Here is a 20629-nt window from a genome sequence, read left to right on the forward strand (position 1 = left end):
TCGCTGCGCGCCGGTTCCTCGGGGTTTTCGCCCGTCTCGGGTGCCGGCACGGCCTCCATGGATCAGCGCGTCTCGGCGACCAGCGCGGCGAAGCGCGGGAAGGCTATGGCGCCGGAAACCGGGCGGTTGCCGAAGACGAAGGTCGGCGTGGCGGAGACATTGTGCTCCTGCTGCCCGGCGACGCGGGCGGCGAGGATGGCGCGCGCCAGGGACTGGTCGGCCAGCACCTCGTCGTATTTCGCGCGGGACATGCCGGCCAGCGCGGCCACCTTGAACAGCTCCTCCCGCGGGTCGCCGCCACGGGCGAAGGCCCAGCGGTCCTGGGTGGAGAGCAGGGTGGAGATGAAGGGCTCGTAGCGCTCCGGCGGCAGGCTGCGGGCCACGGCGGCGGCGGCCAGGGCCAGCCCGTCCAGCGGGAAGTCGCGGAAGACCAGCCGCATGCGGCCCGATTCGATCAGGTCCGACTTCACCTTGGGATAGGTTTCGCGGTGGAAGGCCGCGCAATGACCGCAGGTGAGGGAGAAGTATTCGATCACCGTCACCGGCGCATCGGCACGGCCGACGCTGCGCTCCGCCATGCGCGGGTCGTCGGCGGCCAGCGGCGGCGGGGCCGGCTGTGCGGGCGCGGCGCCCTGAGCCAGGGCGAGTCCGGGCGCAAAACCGGCGGCGAGCGTCAGGACGGAACGGCGGTCGAGCATCAGGCAGGCTCCCCGAAAGGACAGGTTCAGCGCTTTCGATAGACGCCGAGGGCCAGCTTTGCCAGTGCATCGCGCAATTCGCCCTCCGGCATCTCGGCCAGCCGGGCGGTAACGGGGGCGGGCAGCTCGACCGGCCTGGGGCGCGGCGCGGCGCGCGGGGCGCCGGCCGGCGCCTGCTGGACGAAGCGCAGGCGTTCCACCGCGGTCCGGCCGAAATGGGCGTTGATGCGGCCGATCAGCTCCGGTGCCAGGTGCTGCAATTCCATCGCCACCGGGCCGGAACAGGCGAGCGTCAGCGTGCCGGCGGTGACCCGCAGCGGCTGGGTGACGGCGGCCAGCGCCGGGCCGATGATGGCCGGCCAGTCCGCCATCAGCTGAGCGCCGGCCGGGCTGCGCTTGCGGAAGGCGGGCCGGGTCAGCCGCGGAATCAGGGCCGAGAGCGGCAGGGGGGCTGTCGGGAATCGCCGGTGATCGCCATCCTGCGCCATACGTGACCCCTCCCCCTCCCGATTCCGCGCTGCTGCTCGCCTGGTACGACCGCCACAGCCGCGTGCTGCCCTGGCGCGGCACCGCTGGCCGGCCCGACCCCTACCGGGTCTGGCTGTCCGAGGTGATGCTGCAGCAGACCACGGTCGCGGCGGTCGGCCCCCGCTATACACGATTCCTCGCCCGCTTTCCCGATGTGCAGGCGCTGGCCGCCGCGGGGTGGGAGGAGGTGGCCGAGGAATGGGCGGGCCTCGGCTACTATGCCCGCGCCCGCAACCTGCATGCCGGTGCCAAGGCCCTGGTGGCGCAGGGCTTTCCCAGCACCGAGGCCGGGCTGCGCGCGATTCCCGGCATCGGCCCCTATACCGCCGCGGCGGTGGCCGCCATCGCCTTCGACGCGCCGGTGGTGCCGGCGGATGGCAATGTGGAGCGCGTCGCCGCGCGCATCTTCCGGGTGGAGACGCCGCTGCCGGCCGCCAAGAAGCGCCTCGCCGAACTGGCGCAGGGCTGGATGGCGCAGCCGGCCGCCCGCGCCCGGCCGGGGGATTTCGCACAGGCGCTGTTCGACCTGGGCGCCACGATCTGCACCCCGCGCAACCCAGCCTGCGCGCTCTGCCCCTGGCGCCAGGGCTGCGCCGCCCATGCCGCCGGAGTGCAGGCGGAGCTTCCCCGGAAGACGCCCAAGGCGGCGCGGCCGACGCGGCACGGGGTGCATTTCCTGCTGGCCGACCCCGCCGGCCGCATCCTGGTGCGCCGCCGGCCCGCCAAGGGCCTGCTGGGCGGCATGCTGGAAGTGCCGGGCACGCCCTGGCGCGCCGCGCCCTGGGACCCGGCGGATGCCCTGGCCCATGCGCCCCTGCCCGGCTTGGCCTGGCAGCCTTTGCCGGGGGAGGCCCGGCACGGCTTCACCCATTTCGAGCTGCGCATGACCCTGCTGGCGGCCCGCCTGCCCGGCGACGCCGAGCCGCCCGGCTTCGCCTGGATGGAGCCCGCTTCCGCCCGCGCGGCCATGCCGAGCGTCATGCACCGGCTGCTGGACCTCGCGAAATCCGGCTGAGCGCGATTCAGCGGGCGGAAAGACCTCTGGCGCTAGACTCGGGACGACTTTCACCGTCCGGAACGCCCATGCGCATCAAGACCCTCTTCACCCTCGCCATGCTGGGCATCGCCGCCGTCGGCGCCGCGGTCGGGGGCACGCTGGCCTTTGGCCAATGGCAGCGGCGCGCCGCCGCGATCGAGGCCAAGGGGCTGACCGAGGCCTCCGCCAGCCTGCTGCGCCTGACCGAGACCCTGGCCATCGAGCGTGGCAACTGGGTGATCCGGATGAATTCGACCACCCCTGCGGATGCCGCCCTGCTGGGCCGGCTGACGGTGCTGGAGCAGGCGACGGATGCCGCCCTGGAACGGGCGGTCGCCGGCCTGCGGCAAGCCGCGCAGCCCGGCCTGCAGACACATCTGCAGGAGGTCGAGGCGATGGCGGCGCGCCTGGCCGCGCTGCGCGGGCCCACCCGCGCCGCGGCGCTGCTGCCGATCGCGGAACGCGCCGCGGAAACCCGCGCCCGGCCGCAGCAGGTCTATGACGCGCTGCTCGGCCAGGTGGGGGCGGCGCTGGACAGCGCCCATCGCGGCATCGCCAGCCTCGGCGGCGGGCTGGAGATGCTGATGCTGGCGGCGCGGAGCAGCTGGGACATGCGCGATGCCGGCAGCCGGATGATCACGGTCATCGCCACCGCCCGCGGCAATGGCCGCGCCCTGACCCCGGCGCAGCTCGAGATCATCGCCGGCTCCAACCGGGTGCTGGACACCAGCTGGCGGCAGCTGCGGCTGCTGGCCGGGCTGCTGGGCAATCCCCCGCGCCTGGCCGCGGCGGTGGAGGATGTGGACCGCCGCTTCTTCACCGAGGCCATGGCGAAGACCGAGGCGCTGGTCGCCGCCGGCCGCGTCGGCGGCACCTATCCGATGGACAACGACACCTTCACCGCCTTCGCCACGCCGGCGCTGCAGATCCTGCTGGTGGTGCGCGACGCGGCGCTGGAGGAAGCAACCGCAGTGGCCGCGGCGCAGGAACGGGAGGCCACCACGCGGCTGGTGGTGGAAGGCCTGCTGACGGGCCTCGCCGGCCTGCTGCTGGCCGCCCTCAGCGTGCTGCTGGTGCGGCGCGTGGTGACGCCGGTGGTGCAGCTGACCGGCACCGTGCAGGCGCTGGCGCAGGGCGAGAACGACATCGCCGTGCCCTGCCAGGGCCGCCGCGACGAAATCGGCACCATGGCGGATGCGGTCGAGGTGCTGCGCCGCAATGCCGAGGCCGCCCGCCAGATGGCGGCGGCGGCGGCGGCCGAACAGGCGGAGAAGATGCAGCGCGCCGAGGCGACGCAGGCGCTGGTCCGGCAGTTCGAGACGCAGGTGGCCGCCGTGCTGGAAGCCGTGGCCGGGGCGGCCGCGCCGCTGGACGCCACCGCGGACCGGCTGGGCCGCGCCGCCAGCCAGGCGCGCGACCAGGCGGAGGGCATGGCCATGGCCGCCGGCGCCGCGGCCGGCAATGTGCAGACCGTCGCCGCCTCGGCCGAGGAACTGGCCAGCAGCATCGCGGAGGTGGCGCGCCAGGTGGCCGACAGCGCCCGCATCGCGCAGCGCGCCGCCATCGATGCCAGGGCGACCGACGCCGCCATGGGCGGGCTGGCGGAGGTGGCGACGCGGATCGGCGACGTGGTCGGGCTGATCCAGTCCATCGCCGGCCAGACCAACCTGCTGGCCCTGAACGCGACGATCGAGGCCGCCCGTGCCGGCGATGCCGGCAAGGGCTTCGCGGTGGTGGCCGGGGAGGTGAAGGCGCTGGCGGCGCAGACCGCCAAGGCCACCGAGCAGATCGGCGCGCAGATCGGCGCCATGCAGGCCGAGACGACGCGGGCGGTGGACGCCATCCGCGGCATCGGCCGCACCATTGAGGAACTGTCCAATATCGCCACCCAGGTCGCCGCGGCGGCGGAGGAACAGTCCTCCGCGACGCAGGAGATCGGCCGCGCCGTAGCGGAGGCCGCCGCCGGCACCGACCAGGTGACGCGCCAGACCGCGGAGGTGATGGAGGGCGCCGAGGCCACCGCCGCCGCCACCAGCGGCCTGCGCGACGCCTCCTCCAGCCTGTCGCAGCAGGCGGATACGCTGCGCCACCAGGTGGCCGGCTTCCTGACGGCGATCCGCGCCGCCTGATTGTCCCGGGGTCGGGCTGAGGGGGGCCTGGACAGTCGCGCGGGGCGGCGCCACACCGGGTCTCCGACCCGCGAGGAGATCCGCCATGGCCATTGCCCTGACCACCGCCCGCCCCGCCCTGCGCTTCGCCGGCATGGCGCTGCTGGGATCCTGGCTGCTGGCGGCCTCGGCGCAGGTCAGCCTGCCCATGTGGCCGGTGCCGGCGACGCTGCAGAGCCTGGCAGTGCTGCTGCTGGGCGCGCTCGGCGGGCCGGCGGCGGGCTTTGCCGCGGTGGTGGCCTATCTGGCGCAGGGCGTCATGGGGCTGCCGGTCTTCGCCAATGGCGCGGCCGGGCCGGCGGCGCTGCTTGGGCCGACCGGGGGCTATCTGCTGGGCTTCGCCCTGGCCGCCTGGCTCGCCGGCTTTGCCCGCGGCCAAGGCTTCGCCCGCCAGGCCCTGGTGCTGCTGGCGGCGCATCTGCTGCTGTTCGTGCCGGGCGTCGCCTGGCTTTCCGGCTATGTCGGCCTGGCGCGCGCCCTCGAGGCGGGCTTCCTGCTCTTCGTGCCGGGCACGCTGGTGAAGACGGCGCTGGCGCTGGCGCTGCTGCGGGCGCTGGCGCGGCGCTGACGGCACCGCCCTGGGGGGGCCTACCCCCCCTGGGCCGCAATCTCCTGGCGCAGCTCGTCGATCAGCCGCAGCCGGCCGTCGCGGGTTTCCAGGTGCCAGAAGGTCCAGCCATTGCAGGAAGGCGCGGCCTGCAACTCCGCCCCCACCTTGTGGATCGAGCCGGTGGCGGCGCCGCAACGCAGCGTGGCATCGGCGCCCACCGTCGCACGCCAGCGGCGGTTGCGGTCCACCAGCGTGCTGCCGGCCGGCACTAGGCCGCGCTCCACCAGCACGCCGAAGGCGATGCGCGGCTGTTCCCGCTTGCTGGGCAGCGACAGCACCGCCCCCTCATCCATCGGCTCCACCAGCTTCAGCCGGGCCTCGGAGGCCGCGGCATAGACCGGGTCGCGCTCGATGCCGATATAGCGGCGGCCGAGGCGCTTGGCCGCGGCAGCCGTGGTGCCGGTGCCGGAGAAGGGGTCCAGCACCACCTCCCCGGCCGTGGTGCAGGCCAGCAGAACCCGGTGCAGCAGGGCTTCCGGCTTCTGGGTGGGGTGCAGCTTGGCGCCATCCTCCCCGCGCAGCCGCTCCCCTCCCGTGCAGAGGGGAAAATACCAGTCGCTGCGCATCTGCACGTCGTCGTTCAGCGACTTCATGGCGGCGTAGTTGAAGCGGTAGCGGGATTCCGGGCCGCGCGCCGCCCAGATCATCGTCTCATGCGCATTGGTGAAGCGGCGGCCCCGGAAGTTCGGCATGGGGTTGGCCTTGCGCCAGACCACGTCGTTCAGGATCCAATAGCCCAGGTCCTGCATCGCGGCGCCCAGGCGGAATACATTGTGGTAGCTGCCGATCACCCAGATGGTGCCGTCCTTGCGCAGCACCCGGCGGCATTCCGTCAGCCATTCGCGGGTGAAGGCGTCATAGGCGGCAAAGCTGGCGAACTGGTCCCAGGCATCGTCGACGCCATCCACCAGGCTGTCATCCGGCCGGCGCAGCTCCCCCTTCAACTGCAAGTTGTAGGGTGGGTCGGCGAAGATCATGTGCACCGAGGCCGGCGGCAGGCGCTTCAGCGTGGCGATGCAGTCGCCGACCAGCACCTCGTCCAGCGGCAGGTCGAGTCCCGTGCCCATCGTTTCGCCACCGTCCCCCGAGTCGCAACGGCAAGATGCGCGGCGCGGAGTCGCGCCGTCAACCGAGCCGCTGGAAAAGCCTTTGGAATGCCCTATGCCGCCGCCTCTGTGAGCCGTGGCGGCGTCGCCAGCATGGGCAGCCAGGCCTGGTCCACCGGGGCGAAGCCGCGGCGATGGTGCGGCGTGGGGCCGAGGCGGGCCAGGCATTCCCGGTGCTCCGGCGTCGCATAGCCCTGGTGGCGGCCAAAGCCCCAGGCAGGGAAGCGGCGGTCCAGCCGGGCCATGGCGCGGTCGCGCGTGACCTTGGCGAGGATGGAGGCGGCGGCGATGGACAGGCTCAGCGCATCGCCGCCAATCACGCAACGGAAGCCGAGCCGCGGCGCCGGGCCCGGCACGGCCGGCGCCATGTTGCCGTCCACCAGCGCCAGGTCGCAGGGCGCGCGCAGCCGCCACAGGGCACGGGCCATGGCGAGGTGGCTGGCGCGCAGGATGTTCAGGCGGGCGATTTCCGCCACGCTGGCGGCGGCTATTGCGTAATCCAGCTGGCCCAGCCGCGCGGCCTCCCGCAGCGCGGCGAAAGCGAGGTCGCGGCGGGCGGCGTTCAGCTTCTTGCTGTCGTCCAGCAGCGCCGCCAGATCCGGGTCCGGCGGGCCGGTGAAGACCACGGCGGCGGCCAGAACCGGCCCGGCCAGCGGCCCGCGCCCGGCCTCGTCCACGCCCGCGACGCGCCCACCCGCTTCCGATTCGAGGCTGTAATCCGGCATGGCCCAGCCATAGAGCCTTCCGGCGCCGAGGGGAATCTCCGCCCTACGCCGGGCAACCGTCGCGACGCGCGCCGCGTTCGGCTGGCTGGACAGAGGGAACAACGAACATGCCGAGCCTGCAGATGGCCGCCGACCAGGTGGAGCCGGTGCCCTTCGTCATCCCCGGCGCGACGGGCGGCACCTTCCGCATCCAGGTGCTGAACGAGGACACCACGCGCGGCGTGGTGACCACGATCGTGCATATCCCGGCCGGTGGGCACATTCCCGCGCACCGCCATCAGGCCGGCGCCGAGATGCATTTCCTGCTGGAGGGAGACCTGCGGGAAGCCGGGCAGGAGGTGGCGCACGGCACCTGCCTGACGCATGCCGCGGGCGTGGTGCATGGCCCACACGAAAGCCGCGGCGGTGCCCGGCTGCTGACGGTCCAGAGCTGGCAGTCGCACAATGGCGACTTCGACTTCGAGCCGGCCGAGGAGAGCGGCTCGGCGCCCGCCGGGTCCACGCCGCCGCAGGGCGAAGGCGAGACCCGGCCGGTGGACCAGAAGGCGCAGCAGGAGGCGCGGCAGGAAGCCGCCGAGCCCGAGCACCGCGGCTACAGCTGAACCTGTAGCCGGTCAGCCCGCCCGCCGCTCCGCCTGGCGCAGCGCGACGCAGAGGCGCGAGAAGGCGTACCAGAAGGGGCCATGCCCCACGGGCCCCTGCCCCGGCGCCGCATCCGGCCCCACCGGATCGCCCCGCCGCAGCAGGCCCAGCCGATTCTCGAAGCGGCCGCGCATATTCTCGAGGAAGGTGGCGGTGGCGGCCATGTAGTGTTCCAGCATCTCGGCCGCGATTTCGATTTCCGCCTGGGCACGCCCCTCGGTGGTGAGGACCTTCAGGCTGCGGCTATCGGCGGCCAGCGCCAAGTGCAGCCGGTGCAGCTCCGCCAAGTGGCGGGCGATGGATTGCCGGATCTCGCGGGCGGAATCGGGGCGGCTGGGGTCGCTGTCGGGCATGGACGTTGCCTCCGGTTTGGGCGGAAGCCTGCGGCAGGCCGGGTTGCCCGGGGGTTAAGAGACCGTTGGAGAATACCGGACGGGTCGGTTCCGCGGCGCTCAAACGGTCTCTAAGCGCGGCCCCAGATGGCGAAGACGCGGTGCGGCACCACCAGCGGGTCCGGGGGGAAGCGCGCATCCAGCATTGCGGCGAGCTCCGCGTCAAAACGCGCCACCGCCGGACTGTCCAGCGCGCCGCCGATGCCGGCGGAAGCGCGGATGCGGCCGCGCCAATCCTCCCGGCTGTAGAGGGCTTCGTGGTCGAAGCCGGCGAAGGCGATGTCGCGGAAGCCGGCCAAAGCGAGGTCGGTGGCCCAGGCGGGGTAGAAGCCGGTGCCGCGGCCCATGCGCCAATGCGGGCTATGCGCCTCGATCAGCCATTCGGTGGCATGGGCCACATTGCCGGGCAGCGGGATCCAGTCGAAGTGGCAGATCACCAGCGCGCCGCCCGGCTTCAGCACGCGCCGCGCCTCGGCCGCCGCCAGGCCGCGATCGAACCAGTGCCAGGCCTGGCCTGCGGTGACGAGGTCGAACTGCGCCTCGGGCTGCTCCGTGCGCTCGGCCAGTCCCTCGGCGAAGTGGGCGCGATCGGCCAGGCCTTGCTCGGCGGCCAGGCGGGTGGCGGCGGCGACCTGGCCGGGGGCGGGATCCAAGCCCAGCACGCTGGCGCCGCGCGCGGCCATCCCCCGCGCCAGGGTGCCGGTGCCGGTGCCGAGGTCGAGCGCCTGGATGCCAGGGCGCAGCAGGCCGTGCTGCGCCAGAAGGTCGTAGAGCCCGTCCGGAAAGCCCTGGCGATGGCGGGCATAGTCGGCGCTGGTATTGCTCCAGTCGGGTCTGCTCATGCGGCACGGGTCCTGATGGCACGAAGGTCTTTTGCGGTGTCGACGTCCCGCAGCGGACGCAGCAGGGCGACGGGACGGCCGCTGAAATTGGCCAGCGTATCGGCCAGCGCATGGCGGGTGGACCAGCGCACGCCCGCAAATGGGTTTGCGGGGCGGCGGGGGCCGAAACCCACCAGCCAATAGCCGCCATCCACCGCCGGGCCGAAGACCGCCTGGGCGCGGCCCAGCGCGCGGAAGGCGGCGGCGATATCGGCGGCGCGGATGCCGGGGATGTCGCTGCCCACCAGCACGACGCGGCGATGCGGCGCCATGGCGCGGGCCATGCGCTGGCCGAGATCGCCCCTGCCCTGCGGCCGCACGGGGACACGGCGCGGCCAGCGGGCGCGGGCCCGATCGGGGGTGGCCACGATCTGCGTGGTCCAGCGCCGATCCCGCGCCACGGCGCCGAGCAGCGCGGCGAGCTGGCCCCGATAGAAGCGCAGCGTCGCCATGGCGCCGATGCCGCGCGCCAGCCGGCGCTTCAGCGTGCCGAGCCGGGGCGCGCGCGCGAAGACCAGCAGCCTGTCTCCCCTCATCCGCCTCGCCTTCCCGCATAGATCCGCGCGATGATGCGCGGCGGGACGCCGAGGGTGAAGAGGCCGAGGCAGGTCAGGTTCCGCGCCGACCTCGCCAGCCAGCCGTCCCGCCGCCAGCGCGCCGCGCTGGTGACGGCCGCGACGGGCAGCGCGCGCAGCCGGCGCCGGCCGAGGCGGCGGACCAGGTCCACATCCTCCATCAGCGGCAGCGGGCGCAGTCCGCCGACTTCATCCAGCAGGGACCGGTGGATCAGCAGCCCCTGGTCGCCATAGGGCAGGCCGAGGGCGCGGCAGCGCCAGGCGACGGCGCGTTCCAACCGGCGCGCCGGGGCGCTGTGGTCGTCCAGGGCGAAGCGGAAGTGGTAGGCGAAACCGGGCTCGGCCATGGCGCGCGCCACCGCCTCGGCCCAGCCGGGCGCCAGGATCGTGTCGGCGTGGAGCAGCAGCAGCCAGGGGTTTTGGGCCGCCGCGATGCCTGCCGCCAGCTGCGTGCCGCGGCCGCGCGGGGCGGTGATGACACGGGCGCCGGCGGCGGCCTGCGCCGTGCCGTCCGTGCTGCCGCCATCGACCACCAGGATCTCATCCGGCGCGCCGCCCAGCGCCGCCAGGGTGGCGGGCAGGCCGGCCGCGGCGTTGAGGGCGGGGATGACGACCGAGAGCCCCTCTATTCGCATTTTGTTCTTGACGATCTGCCGCAAGATGGCTTGAGATGCATGAGAACAAACCACGAATTGAGGATCGGACGATGCCGGACGGAGCAGGTTACGGAGGAGCTACCACGATGCCCTCCCTGGCCCGCAAGGGCCGGGGTGCCGTCACCAACCCGGGCGTCCGCTACGAATCCGCGCATTCCGAGCTCTACGACGACGGCTGGGGCACGCTGGATGCGGATTTCGCCGCCCTGCCGCCGCTCGCCACCACCCTCACCCAGGACCATGCGCGCAGCGCCATGTCCTGGAACGACAGCCCCGACCTCGGCTTCGACCGGTCCCTGAACCCCTATCGCGGCTGCGAGCATGGCTGCGTCTACTGCTATGCGCGCCCTGCCCATGCCTATGTCGGCATGTCGCCGGGGCTCGATTTCGAAACCAAGCTGATGTTCAAGCCGAACCTGCCGGAGCTGCTGGAGAAGGAGCTCTCCAAGCCCGGCTATGAGGCGAAGCCGGTGGCGCTGGGCGCGAATACCGACCCCTACCAACCGGTGGAACGCACGCTGGGCATCACGCGGCGGGTGCTGGAGGTGCTGGAGCGATTCGGCCATCCCGTCACGATCGTGACGAAGGGCGCGCTGGTGACGCGCGACCTGGATATCCTGAAGCGCCTGGCGGAGCGCAACCTGGTGCATGTCTGCCTCTCCGTCACCACGCTCGACATGAAGCTGGCCCGCGTCATGGAACCCCGCGCGGCGAACCCGCTGAAGCGCCTGGCGGCGGTGACGGAGCTGGCGCGTGCCGGCGTGCCGGTGGGCGTGCTGGCGGCGCCGATGATCCCGGCGCTGAATGACATGGAGATGGAGCGCATCCTGGAAGCGGCCGCCAGCGCGGGGGCCAGCCACGCCGGCTACGTGCTGCTGCGCCTGCCGCTCGAGATCAAGGAGATGTTCGAGGCCTGGCTGCAGCAGCACCATCCGGAACGCGCGGCCCGCGTGCTGGCCCTGGTGCGGGAGACCCGCGGCGGCCGGCTGTACGACGCCCGCTTCGGCCAGCGCCAGACCGGCAGCGGCCCGTATGCCGAGCTGCTGGCCCAGCGTTTTCGCCTGGCGCTGCGCCGCTACGGGCTGGATGGGCGCAAGACCATGCGCGGGTCGCTGGATTGCAGCCAGTTCCGCGCACCCAAGGCGCCGGCGCGGCAGATGGAGCTGCTGTAGCGGGCGCTACATCCGCCGCATCGGCACCCGTTCCGTGGTGGCCCAGTCCGGCCAGCCGATGAATTTCTCCACCAGCACCAGCACGGTGGCGACGACCAGAACCACGACGATGATTTGGACAGTGCGGCGGGATGGCGGATGGCGCAGCCATTGCGCCATCCGGATCAGCACGCGGGTGAGCGGATCCACCTAGCCGTTGGTCGGCACGCCCAGCCGGCGCGCCACCTGCAGGATGCTCTCCCAGGTATCCGGCTGCAGCGGCACGCCATTGGCCAGGCGATCGGCGCGGGTCTGCGCCTCCTTGTCCCCCGGCGCCAGAACCGGGCTGGCCGCATCCGCCGGCGCGGTTTCCATCACCCAGTCGACATAGGCGCGGCCCGTCGCCTCGAACTCGGCCTGCGTGCCGAAATGCTTCGGCGAGACATAGAAGCTCAGCATGCCATTGGTGATGCGGCCGCGCGCCTCGACCGGGCCGGAGGTGCCGCCGCCGGTCAGCGCGCCGGCCAGCATCTCGCACATGAAGGCCAGCCCGCTGCCCTTGTGCTCGCCGAAGGCGCGGATGGCACCCTTGCCGTTGGAAGGATTGCGCGGCCCGATCTGCGGATAGTCGCCGTAGAGCGTGTGCGGATCGGCCGAAAGCCGCCCATCCGGCTCGATGAGCGCATCATGCGGCAGCGCCTTGCCGCCGTTGGAGGCGACCAGCACCTTGCCCTCCGCCACCAGGGAAGTGGCAAAATCGAGGATCAGCGGCCGGCCCGGCAGCGGCACGCCGACGCTGAAGGGCGCGGTCGAGAAACGCCGCTCCACCCCGCCGAAGGGCGCCACCAGCACGCTGCCGGCGACATTGACGAAATGCACGGAGATCAGCCCGGCCTCGATCGCCTTTTCGGAGTATTCGCCGACCCGACCGATATGCCCGGCATTGCGCAGACCGACCACGGCGATGCCGTGCTGCAGGGCGCGGGCGATGCCGAGTTCCACGGCCTGCGGCGCCACCGTCTGGCCGAAGCCGAACTTGCCATCCAGCAGCGCGAAGCAGCCGCCATCGGTGACGATCTCCGCCGTCTGGCCCTTCAGGACGAAGCCGGCTTCCAGCCATTCGACATAGCGCGGCACGCGCGCCACGCCGTGGCTGTCATGCCCTGCCAGGTTGGCGCCCAGCAGATGCGTGCTGATGCGGTTGGCCTCGGCGCCGTCGCACCCGGCGGCGCCGAAGATCTTCGTCACCACGGCTTCGAGGGCCGGTGCGGGCACATTCACATATTCGGCGGCCATGCTGTCTCTCGGATGTTCTTCCCAAAACAGTCTAGGCCCGCCGCGGCGCTTCGGGAACCTACAGCACCCGCCCGCTCTGCACGTCGATCAGGTGCATGTGATTGAGGTCGGCGGCCAGCTGCATGGGCCGGCCGGGCTCGGCCGGCGTGGTCGGGTCGATGCGGGCGCAGATCTCGGCCCCCTGCATCCAGAAATGCACCAGCGTCTCCATGCCCATCGGCTCGATCACCTCCGGCGTCACCTCGAAGACCGCGATATTGTCGCGGTCGAGGTTCTTGGGCTCGGTCAGGTGCTCCGGTCGGATGCCGAAGATCACCTCCCGCCCCGCCATCGCCTGGTAGCGGGCGGTGCGGTCGGTGGGCACCGGCAGGGCGACGCCGTTCGGCAGGATCACGCGCAGCGCGCCGGACCCGTTCTCGACCTGCGCCGGGAAGAAGTTCATCGCCGGGCTGCCGATGAAGCCCGCGACGAAACGGGTCTTCGGGCTGTGATACAGCTCCTGCGGCGGGCCGACCTGTTCAATGATGCCATGGTTCATCACCACCACGCGGTCGGCCAGCGTCATCGCCTCCACCTGGTCGTGCGTGACATAGACGGTGGTGGTGCGCACCCTCTGATGCACCTTCTTGATCTCGGTCCGCATCTGCACGCGCAGCTTGGCGTCCAGGTTCGACAGCGGCTCGTCGAACAGGAAGACCTTGGGGTCGCGCACGATGGCGCGGCCCATGGCCACGCGCTGCCGCTGGCCGCCGGACAGCGCCTTCGGCTTGCGCTGCAGCAAGGCCTCGATGTCCAGGATGCGCGCGGCATTGTTCACGCGCTTGGCGATCTCCTCCTTCGCGAATTTCCGCAGCGTCAGCCCGAAGGCCATGTTCTCGTAGACCGACATGTGCGGATAAAGCGCGTAGTTCTGGAAGACCATGGCGATGTCGCGGTCGCGCGGCGGGATGTCGTTCACCACCGTGCCGCCGATGGCGATCTCGCCCGAGGTGATCTCCTCCAGCCCCGCGATCATGCGCAGCGTGGTGGACTTGCCGCAGCCGGAGGGGCCGACCAGCACGACGAATTCATGGTCCGCGATCTCCAGGTCGATGCCCTTCACCGCCTGGACATTGCCCTCATAGGCCTTGACCACCTTGCGGACTGAAACCTCAGCCATGTGAGAACCCCTAGCAGGATGAGAATGGATGCGGACGGCGCGGGTGGACTCGCAGGGAGGGCGCTGCCCTCCCTGCACCCTCCCGCGAAGGGGCAGCGGCCCCTTTGAACCTTCGACTTAGGAGTAGGCGAGAGGAGGGGCGGGAAAGGCCCGCCGCAGCGGAGCGCGCTTGGTGCCCCTCCTCTCGCCCACTCCTTGGATGGGATTCCAAAGGGACCACTGTCCCTTTGGCAGGGGGTGCAGGGGGACAGCGTCCCCCTGCGAACCACCAGGCACCCCCCGCACCCAACCTCACCCCGCTAGCCCTTGGTTGCGCCGGCGGTCAGGCCGGCGATGTAGTAGTCCATCAGGAAGGCATAGACGATGACGGGGGGCAGTGCGGCGAGGAGTGCGCCGGCCATGATCTGGCCCCAGGCGAAGGTATCCGCGCGCACGAGCTGCGAGACGACGCCGATGGTCAGCGGCATCTCATCCGGCGTGGTGACGAAGGCGGTGGGATAGACGAAGGCGGCCCAGGATACGGTGAAGGCGAAGATCGTCGCGGCGATGATCCCGGGCATGGCGACCGGGATGAAGATCTTCAGCAGCATCTGAGACCAGGAGGCGCCGTCGATCAGCGCCGCCTCGTCCAGCTCCTTCGGGATGGAGGCGAAGTAGCCGATCATGATCCAGGTGCAGAAGGGCACCGTCAGCGTCGGGTACACCACGACGAGGCCCCAGGAGGAATTGAGCAGCCCGAGCCCGCCGACGATCTGGTACAGCGGGATGAACAGCAGCGTCTCCGGGATCAGGTAGGTCAGGAAGACGCCGGTGGCCAGCGCCTGGCTGCCCCAGAAGCGCATCCGCGCCAGCGCGAAGGCCGCGAGCGTGCTGATCACCATGGTGATGAGCACGACGCAGACCGTGATCTTCACGCTGTTCCAGAAGAAGACCAGGAAGGTCGGGTTGCCCAGGATGGCCGCGTAGTTCTCGAGCGTCGGCTCCCGCACCAGCCAGGGGCTGCCGGTCAGGTTCGCCACCTCCGCGCTCGTCTTCAGGCTGGTGATGAACATATAGACGGGCGGCGCCAGGAAGATGATGGCGGCGAAGATCAGCGAGATATAGGCCGTCCACAGCGCCCAGCGCCGTTCGGAGGAAAGGCTTCCCGCCTTGTGGTAGATATCGGGCATCTCCCGCGTCGCGGTGGAGGTGCTCATCACGCTTCCTCCTTGTTGCGGCGTGTCACGCCGCGCAGCACGAAAAAGGCGAAGATCGCCAGCAGCGGGAACATAAAGAGGGAGACGGCCGCGCCCCGCGGCACGTTGCCGGACAGGATGCCGACCTGGAAGGCATAGGTGGCAAAGACATGCGTCAGGTCGCGCGGCCCGCCATTGGTCAGCACCCGGACGATGTCGTAATTCGCGAAGGTGACAATCAGGCTGAACAGCACGGTGATGCTGATGATGTTGCGCATCATCGGCAGGGTGATGTAGCGCAGCCGCTGGAAGCCCGTGGCGCCGTCGATCGCCGCCGCCTCATACAGCTGTTCCGGCACGGATTTCAGCGCCGCCAGGTACATGATCATGAAGAAGGGCGCGCCGTACCAGACATTGACGATGATGACGGAAACCCGCGCCCACCAGGGCTCGCCCAGCCAGGGCACCGATGGCACGGCGAAGACATTCAGCAGGTAGTTGATCGAGGAATAGCTGGGGTCGAACATCCACCACCAGCCGAGCGTCGACAGCGCCGGCGGGATCACCCAGGGAATCAGCAGCATGCCGCGCCACTTGCGCTGCCCCTTGGCCGGGATGTCGTGCAGCATATGCGCCAGCCAGAAGCCGATCAGCGCCTTCAGCAGCACCGCGCTGATGGCGAAGATGCAGGACTGCAGGATCACCATGTAGAAGGTGTCGGTATCCAGCAGGATCGCGAAGTTCTCGAGGCCGATATTGCGCACCATGGTGCGGTTCAGCGTCGACAGATACATGGCGTAGACGGCGGGATAGGCGACCAGCCCGCCGATCACCAGGATCAGCGGCAGGGTCATCAGGAAGGCGATCGTCGATCGCCGCCGCGCGAATCGCTGCAGGGAGGTGACCCCCTCCGTCCGGCCCACCAGCACGCTGCCATCGGCTGCCATGCCCATTCTCCCCATCCGCCAGTCACGAAAAGGGCGGGGCGCCCTGCCGTGCCCCGCCCTGCCTCAGGCCACTTCAGCCACGCGCGAAGTTGCGCAGCTCGCGCTCGGCCCAGGTCAGCGCCTGGTCGATCGTCTCCCCGCCCTGGGCGACGCGGGCGACCAGCTTGGTGTTGATCGCCTGGTTGTAGGCCTGCACCGCGATCTCGGCCGGCGCCGGGGCGAAGGCGACGGACTGGGTCGCGTTGTGGTGCGGCTTCAGCGGGTAGTTGTAGACCACGCCGACCGGCGGGCCTTCGGTGCGCCAGATGTCGAAGTTCGCCATGCTGCCGAAGGGCGGAATGTCGTAGCCGCTGCTGGTCGTCGTCTGCCGCTCGGCGGAGGTGCGGTCGGAGAGGAATTCCAGCAGGCCCTTGGCCGCCGTCTTGTTCCGGCTGAAGGACCAGATGCCCCAGAAATAGGGCAGGTAGGGCGTGAAGCGCCCGGCCGGGCCGGCGGGCATCGGGAAGGTCCAGCACTTCTCGGCCACCTGCGGCGCATCGCGCTTGGCCACCGCCCAGGTGGAGGGCGGGTTGAAGATCAGCGCGGAGCGGCCGGAGATCAGGGAGCGGTTGTTGCTGGCATCGTCCCAGGCCCAGACATCATTCGGCAGGAAGCGCGCCAGCTTCACCATGTATTCGAGGCCGGCGCGCACGCCGGGGTCGCGGCGGACGGTGACGGTGCCGCTCTCGTCGATGAACTTGGCGTTATAGCTGCGGAACAGCGCGCCCACCCAGTCCACGGCGTCCGTGAAGCTGCCCATCGGCAGGCCGAAGGAGAAGCCGGCGGCGTGGCACTTCTCCGCCGCCACCAGGAAGGTGTCCCAGTTCCACTGGTCGACGCCCGGACCGGTGCGGTCCTCCGCCGGATACATGGCGCGGACATCGAGGCCGGCGTGTTCCTGCAGCAGGTCGAAGCGCGCCAAGCAGGGCTTCTGCTGGGTGCCGGAGACGGCCGGGATGGCCCGCCAGGCCCCTTCCCGCTTGGCCAGGAACTCGGCCGCCGGGTTGATCGGGCCGTATTTCGCGACCAGCCGGCCGACCACGTCGTCCACCGGCTCCAGCAGCCGGGCATGGGCGGATGGCTCCCAGGTCGGGAAGGACAGGATGTCGTGGCCGCTGCGGGCCTGCGCCTGGGCGGCGATGGTCAGCAGGTTCTGGTTGCCGACGGAGGTGATGAAGTCCACCTGCACATCGACCCGGTTGTTGCGCCCCCATTCGGCGCAGAGCTCGCGCATGATGCCATTGCCGGCCGGAACCCAGTGGTCCCAGAAGCCGCAGCGCAGCGTGGTCGTCGCCTGGGCATGCACCGCCGGGGCGGCAAGCGTCCCCCCCGCCACGGTGGCCAAGGCACTGGCGCGCAGAACATCGCGCCGGCTCATCCCGTCGAATGCCATCCGAACCTCCTCCCTCGCGGCCGGTTCTCCGGTCCGCCTTTTCCCGGAGGCAGGTTAGTCAGGCCCTGCCGAAGGTTGCAACCTTCCATGACGTTGCTTTGACGATAGGATTGCCTGACCCCGCCCTCGGGGATGGGCCCGCAGGATTGACCCGCCCCGCCGCGGCGCGGAGCATGCCGGGCATGGACACCCAGGAATTCGACGTTCTCGTCATCGGTGCCGGCATTGCCGGCGCCACCGCCGCCGCGCATTGCGCCGCCACCAGCCGGGTCGCGCTGATGGAGGCAGAGGAGACCGCCGGCTATCACAGCACCGGCCGGTCCGCCGCGATCTGGATCCAGAACTACGGGCCGGCGGATGTGCGCCGCCTCTCGGCTGCCTCCCGCGCCTTCTTCGCCGCACCGCCGCAGGGCTTCGCCCCGGCCCCGCTGCTGGCGCAGCGCCCGGTGGTCACCCTGGCGCCGCCCGACCAGGCGGAGGCGCTGCACGCGATGCTGGCCGCCGGCCAGGGGCTGGAGGAAATCCCGCTGTCCGCCATCAGCGCCATGGGCCCGCCGCTGCGGCCCGGCTATGCGGTGGCGGCGGCGATCGAGCGGGATGCCTTCGACATCGATGTGGCCGCACTGCATGCGGGCTTCCTGAAGACGGCGCGGGCCGCCGGCGGAGCGCTGGCGCTGCGGGCGCGGGCCGGGCGGATCTGGCGGGCCGGAGGCCTCTGGCATGCGGAGGCGCGCGACGGCGCCATCTTCCGCGCCCCCGTGCTGGTGAATGCCGCCGGCGCCTGGGGCGACGAGGTGGCGGTGCTGGCGGGCCTGCCACCGCTCGGCCTGCAGCCGAAGCGGCGCACCGCGCTGATCATCGACCCCGGCCAGCATGATTGCAGCTTCTGGCCGCTGATCGGCGATGCCGCGCATTCCTGGTACGTCCGGCCGGAGGCGCGGCGCAAGCTGATGGTCTCCCCGGCCGATGAAACCGACATGCCGCCGCATGACGTGCAGCCGGAGGAGATCGACATCGCCATCGCCATCGACCGCATGCAGCAGGCCCTCGATATTCCGGTGCACCGCGTGGAGCACCGCTGGGCCGGCCTGCGCAGCTTCACCCCCGACCGCAGCCTCGCCATCGGCTTCGACGCGCAGGCGCCGGGCTTCTGCTGGATGATCGGCCAGGGCGGCTATGGCATCCAGACGGCGCCGGCGGCGGGCCGGCTGGTGGCCGGGCTGGTGGCGGGCGCGGTGGCGGAGGACCTGTTGCCGGTGGTGCCGCTGGTGGACCCGAACCGCTTCGCCAAGGTGGCCGCATGACAGCCGCCCTGCCGACGCCCGAAGATGTCCGCGCCGCCGCCGCGCGGATTGCGCCGCATATCGTGCGCACGCCCATGCTGCGCCATGCGCTGCTAGACCAGCTGACCGGCGGCACCATCCTGGTGAAGCCGGAGCCGCTGCAGCGCACCGGCAGCTTCAAGCTGCGCGGCGCGACGAATGCCGCGCTGCGGATGCCGCAGGCCGCGCGCGCCGGCGGCGTGGTGACGCATTCCTCCGGCAATCACGGCCAGGCCACCGCCTGCGCGGCGGCGATGCTCGGCATGCCGGCGCTGATCGCCATGCCGATGAATGCGCCCGCCATCAAGGTGGAGAGCACGCGCCGCTGGGGCGCCGAGATCACGCATTTCGATCGGCGGACCACAGACCGCGAAAGCCTGGCCGCCCGCCTGGCCGAGCAGCGCGGCGCCACGCTGCTGCCGCCCTTCGACCATCCGGATGTCATCGCCGGCCAGGGCACGCTGGCGCTGGAATTGTTCGAGGATGCGGCGGCGGCGGGCCTGGCGCTGGAGGATCTCGCCGTCTGCACCGGCGGCGGCGGGCTGATCGCCGGTTGCGCCCTGGCGGCGGAAGGCGCTTCGCCCGCCACGCGCCTCTGGGCGGTGGAGCCGGAGGGGTGGGACGATACGCGTCTGTCGCTGCAGGCCGGCCAGCGCGTCGCCAATGACGGTCAGGGGTCGACGCTCTGCGATGCGCTGCTATCCCTGCGGCCGGGCGAGCTGACTTTCGCGGTGAACCAGCCGCGGCTGGCCGGCGGCGTGGTGGTGACGGAAGCCGAGGTCTTCGCCGCCATGCGCTTCGCCTTCGCGCATCTGAAGATCGTGGCCGAGCCCGGCGGCGCGGTGGCGCTGGCCGCGGTGCTGGCGGGCAAGGTGCCGACGCGCGGCCGCACGGTGGGCGTGGTGATCAGCGGCGGCAATGTGGATCCCGCCGTCTTCGCCCGCGCTTTGGCGGCCTGAGGCGGCATGCGCCGGGATCTGCTGGGCGGGGCGCTGGCGCTCGGCCTGGCGGTCGTGGCGGCGGTGCATGTGACCGGCGCGGCGCGGCTGCCCTCGGCGCTGCTGATGGGCTGGTGCGCCGCTGCGGCAAGCTGGATCGCGCTGGTGCTGCTGCGCCGGCATGCCCATACGGCGCAGGGGCTGCGGCAGCAGGCGGCGGCGCTGGACGGCAATCGCTGGACCATGCTGGCGGCGACGCTGAGCGCGGCGCTGGCCTCTCTCGCCGCCGTCGCCTGGGCGCTGGTGGAGGCGCCGCGGCCGGCGCCGCCGGGCCTGCTGCTGCTGGGCCTCGGCACTATCGCGATGTCCTGGCTGTTTCTGCAGGTGCTTTTCGCCGTGCATTACGCGCATGCGCATTGGCGGCACGGCAAGGGCATCGCCTTCCCCGGCAATACGCTGCCGGACTTCCAGGAATTCCTCTACTTCGCCTTCACCGTGGGCATGACCTTCCAGGTCTCGGACGCCACCACGGAGACGGCGGCGATCCGGCGGCTCGTGCTGCTGCACGGGCTTCTGGCCTTCCTGTTCAACGCCGTCATCCTGGCGGCGGCGGTGAACCTGGCCGCGGCGCTGGCCGGATAGGATCTCGCCTCAGGGCTGGTGCAGCCAGGGGATCATGCGCCCGGCCACGCCATCGCGCCGGATGACCGCGTGGTACAGCGTGGCCAGCACATGCAGCACCACCACGCCGAGCAGCAGATTGGCCAGCAGTTCATGCGCGCCCTCGAACAGCTTGCGCTGGCCGAGGCCGGCCAAAGGGTTCGGCAGGTCGAACAGGCCGAGCACCGGCACCGGAGCGCGGGCGGAAAGCGCCGTGGCGAGACCAGCCAGCGGCACCAGCAGCATCAGCGCATAGAGCGCGAGATGTGCGGCGGCGGCCAGCCGGTGCTCCCACCGCGTCTCGCCGGGCTCGGGCGGCAGGGTGGGGCCCGCCAGCCGGGCGATCAGCCGCGGCAGCAGCAGCGCCAGCACGCCGAGTCCGAGCAGCACATGCACGCCGAGGCCCGCCGCGCGGTCCGGCCCGCGCGCCAGATCCTCCAGCAGCGAGCCGAGCAGCCAAGCCGCGGCGATCACCGCCGCCATGGTCCAATGCAGAACGATTTGCAGCGTCGAATGGCGCGCGGGCATGCGG

23 protein-coding genes are annotated in these 20629 nt (G+C 71.5%); 8 read left to right on the forward strand and 15 right to left on the reverse strand.

The features are described from left to right. Positions 1-62 precede the first annotated feature (62 nt). Positions 63-698 carry a thioredoxin domain-containing protein gene (locus tag J3S20_RS15500; protein ID WP_216837394.1) on the reverse strand — a complete coding sequence of 212 codons (636 nt, stop codon included), beginning with the start codon at positions 696-698 and terminating at the stop codon, positions 63-65. Positions 699-724: 26 nt separating this feature from the next. Beyond that, positions 725-1186 (reverse strand): DUF721 domain-containing protein, encoded by a 462-nt coding sequence (locus tag J3S20_RS15505; protein WP_216837395.1) that lies wholly within the window; start codon positions 1184-1186, stop codon positions 725-727. A gap of 2 nt (positions 1187-1188) precedes the next feature. On the opposite strand from J3S20_RS15505, the gene J3S20_RS15510 reads away from it, so the two are divergent. The 3 genes from J3S20_RS15510 to J3S20_RS15520 all read left to right on the forward strand — a co-directional run bounded on the left by J3S20_RS15510 (position 1189) and on the right by J3S20_RS15520 (position 4998). Further along, entirely contained in the window at positions 1189-2241 is a 1053-nt protein-coding gene (locus J3S20_RS15510; RefSeq protein WP_216837396.1) for an A/G-specific adenine glycosylase, read from the forward strand. A gap of 68 nt (positions 2242-2309) precedes the next feature. Continuing rightward, positions 2310-4391 carry a methyl-accepting chemotaxis protein gene (locus J3S20_RS15515; protein ID WP_216837397.1) on the forward strand — a complete coding sequence of 694 codons (2082 nt, stop codon included), beginning with the start codon at positions 2310-2312 and terminating at the stop codon, positions 4389-4391. 85 nt (positions 4392-4476) lie between these two features. After that, positions 4477-4998, forward strand: a complete 522-nt coding sequence (locus tag J3S20_RS15520; RefSeq protein ID WP_216837398.1) for a biotin transporter BioY — start codon at positions 4477-4479, stop codon at positions 4996-4998. Positions 4999-5018: 20 nt separating this feature from the next. Here J3S20_RS15520 and J3S20_RS15525 read toward each other — a convergent pair whose 3' ends face one another. Both J3S20_RS15525 and J3S20_RS15530 read right to left on the reverse strand, forming a co-directional pair. Beyond that, a complete protein-coding gene (locus tag J3S20_RS15525) occupies positions 5019-6107 on the reverse strand; it encodes a site-specific DNA-methyltransferase (RefSeq protein WP_216837399.1) in 1089 nt (362 codons plus the stop codon). Between the two features lie 92 nt (positions 6108-6199). Next, the gene (locus J3S20_RS15530) at positions 6200-6871 is read right to left on the reverse strand and encodes a ribonuclease HII (protein WP_216837632.1); all 672 of its coding nucleotides are present in this window, start codon (positions 6869-6871) and stop codon (positions 6200-6202) included. A 107-nt stretch (positions 6872-6978) separates the two neighbouring features. Here J3S20_RS15530 and J3S20_RS15535 point away from each other — a divergent pair, with 107 nt between their 5' ends. Continuing rightward, a complete protein-coding gene (locus tag J3S20_RS15535) occupies positions 6979-7473 on the forward strand; it encodes a cupin domain-containing protein (protein WP_216837400.1) in 495 nt (164 codons plus the stop codon). A gap of 12 nt (positions 7474-7485) precedes the next feature. On the opposite strand, the gene J3S20_RS15540 is transcribed toward J3S20_RS15535, so the two are convergent. The 4 genes from J3S20_RS15540 to J3S20_RS15555 all read right to left on the reverse strand — a co-directional run bounded on the left by J3S20_RS15540 (position 7486) and on the right by J3S20_RS15555 (position 10020). After that, complete coding sequence (locus tag J3S20_RS15540) at positions 7486-7866, reverse strand: hypothetical protein (RefSeq protein ID WP_216837401.1); 381 nt, start codon at positions 7864-7866, stop codon at positions 7486-7488. 110 nt (positions 7867-7976) lie between these two features. Beyond that, a complete protein-coding gene (locus J3S20_RS15545; RefSeq protein WP_216837402.1) occupies positions 7977-8747 on the reverse strand; it encodes a class I SAM-dependent methyltransferase in 771 nt (256 codons plus the stop codon). Then, a complete protein-coding gene (locus tag J3S20_RS15550; RefSeq protein ID WP_216837403.1) occupies positions 8744-9322 on the reverse strand; it encodes a TIGR04282 family arsenosugar biosynthesis glycosyltransferase in 579 nt (192 codons plus the stop codon). The genes J3S20_RS15545 and J3S20_RS15550 overlap by 4 nt, the downstream gene beginning before the upstream one ends. Further along, positions 9319-10020, reverse strand: a complete 702-nt coding sequence (locus J3S20_RS15555) for a TIGR04283 family arsenosugar biosynthesis glycosyltransferase (RefSeq protein WP_246602846.1) — start codon at positions 10018-10020, stop codon at positions 9319-9321. Before J3S20_RS15555 ends, J3S20_RS15550 begins: the two co-directional genes overlap by 4 nt. 83 nt (positions 10021-10103) lie before the next feature. Here J3S20_RS15555 and J3S20_RS15560 point away from each other — a divergent pair, with 83 nt between their 5' ends. Further along, a complete protein-coding gene (locus tag J3S20_RS15560) occupies positions 10104-11189 on the forward strand; it encodes a PA0069 family radical SAM protein (RefSeq protein WP_246602847.1) in 1086 nt (361 codons plus the stop codon). A gap of 6 nt (positions 11190-11195) precedes the next feature. Here the strand turns inward: J3S20_RS15560 and J3S20_RS15565 are convergent, their stop codons facing one another. The 6 genes from J3S20_RS15565 to J3S20_RS15590 form a co-directional block, all read right to left on the reverse strand. Continuing rightward, positions 11196-11378, reverse strand: a complete 183-nt coding sequence (locus J3S20_RS15565; protein WP_216837405.1) for a hypothetical protein — start codon at positions 11376-11378, stop codon at positions 11196-11198. Beyond that, positions 11379-12464: a malate/lactate/ureidoglycolate dehydrogenase gene (locus J3S20_RS15570; protein ID WP_216837406.1), complete on the reverse strand. Its 1086-nt coding sequence runs from the start codon at positions 12462-12464 to the stop codon at positions 11379-11381. A gap of 58 nt (positions 12465-12522) precedes the next feature. Beyond that, complete coding sequence (locus J3S20_RS15575; RefSeq protein WP_216837407.1) at positions 12523-13623, reverse strand: ABC transporter ATP-binding protein; 1101 nt, start codon at positions 13621-13623, stop codon at positions 12523-12525. Between the two features lie 299 nt (positions 13624-13922). After that, positions 13923-14819 (reverse strand): carbohydrate ABC transporter permease, encoded by an 897-nt coding sequence (locus tag J3S20_RS15580; protein WP_216837408.1) that lies wholly within the window; start codon positions 14817-14819, stop codon positions 13923-13925. Continuing rightward, the gene (locus J3S20_RS15585) at positions 14819-15745 is read right to left on the reverse strand and encodes a carbohydrate ABC transporter permease (protein WP_246602848.1); all 927 of its coding nucleotides are present in this window, start codon (positions 15743-15745) and stop codon (positions 14819-14821) included. Before J3S20_RS15585 ends, J3S20_RS15580 begins: the two co-directional genes overlap by 1 nt. 73 nt (positions 15746-15818) lie before the next feature. Next, positions 15819-17177: an ABC transporter substrate-binding protein gene (locus J3S20_RS15590; protein WP_216837410.1), complete on the reverse strand. Its 1359-nt coding sequence runs from the start codon at positions 17175-17177 to the stop codon at positions 15819-15821. A gap of 182 nt (positions 17178-17359) precedes the next feature. On the opposite strand from J3S20_RS15590, the gene J3S20_RS15595 reads away from it, so the two are divergent. Genes J3S20_RS15595 through J3S20_RS15605 form a run of 3 tightly spaced genes read left to right on the forward strand, consistent with a single transcriptional unit; the run spans position 17360 to position 20079 of the window. Further along, positions 17360-18481, forward strand: a complete 1122-nt coding sequence (locus tag J3S20_RS15595; RefSeq protein ID WP_246602850.1) for an NAD(P)/FAD-dependent oxidoreductase — start codon at positions 17360-17362, stop codon at positions 18479-18481. Continuing rightward, complete coding sequence (locus tag J3S20_RS15600; protein ID WP_216837412.1) at positions 18478-19458, forward strand: threonine ammonia-lyase; 981 nt, start codon at positions 18478-18480, stop codon at positions 19456-19458. The genes J3S20_RS15595 and J3S20_RS15600 overlap by 4 nt, the downstream gene beginning before the upstream one ends. Positions 19459-19464: 6 nt before the next feature. Then, positions 19465-20079 carry a DUF1345 domain-containing protein gene (locus J3S20_RS15605; protein WP_216837413.1) on the forward strand — a complete coding sequence of 205 codons (615 nt, stop codon included), beginning with the start codon at positions 19465-19467 and terminating at the stop codon, positions 20077-20079. Positions 20080-20088: 9 nt separating this feature from the next. On the opposite strand, the gene J3S20_RS15610 is transcribed toward J3S20_RS15605, so the two are convergent. Next, positions 20089-20625 carry a cytochrome b gene (locus J3S20_RS15610; RefSeq protein ID WP_216837414.1) on the reverse strand — a complete coding sequence of 179 codons (537 nt, stop codon included), beginning with the start codon at positions 20623-20625 and terminating at the stop codon, positions 20089-20091. Positions 20626-20629: the final 4 nt, after the last annotated feature.

The organism is Falsiroseomonas tokyonensis, from assembly GCF_019024325.1.
Lineage (GTDB): Bacteria > Pseudomonadota > Alphaproteobacteria > Acetobacterales > Acetobacteraceae > Falsiroseomonas > Falsiroseomonas tokyonensis.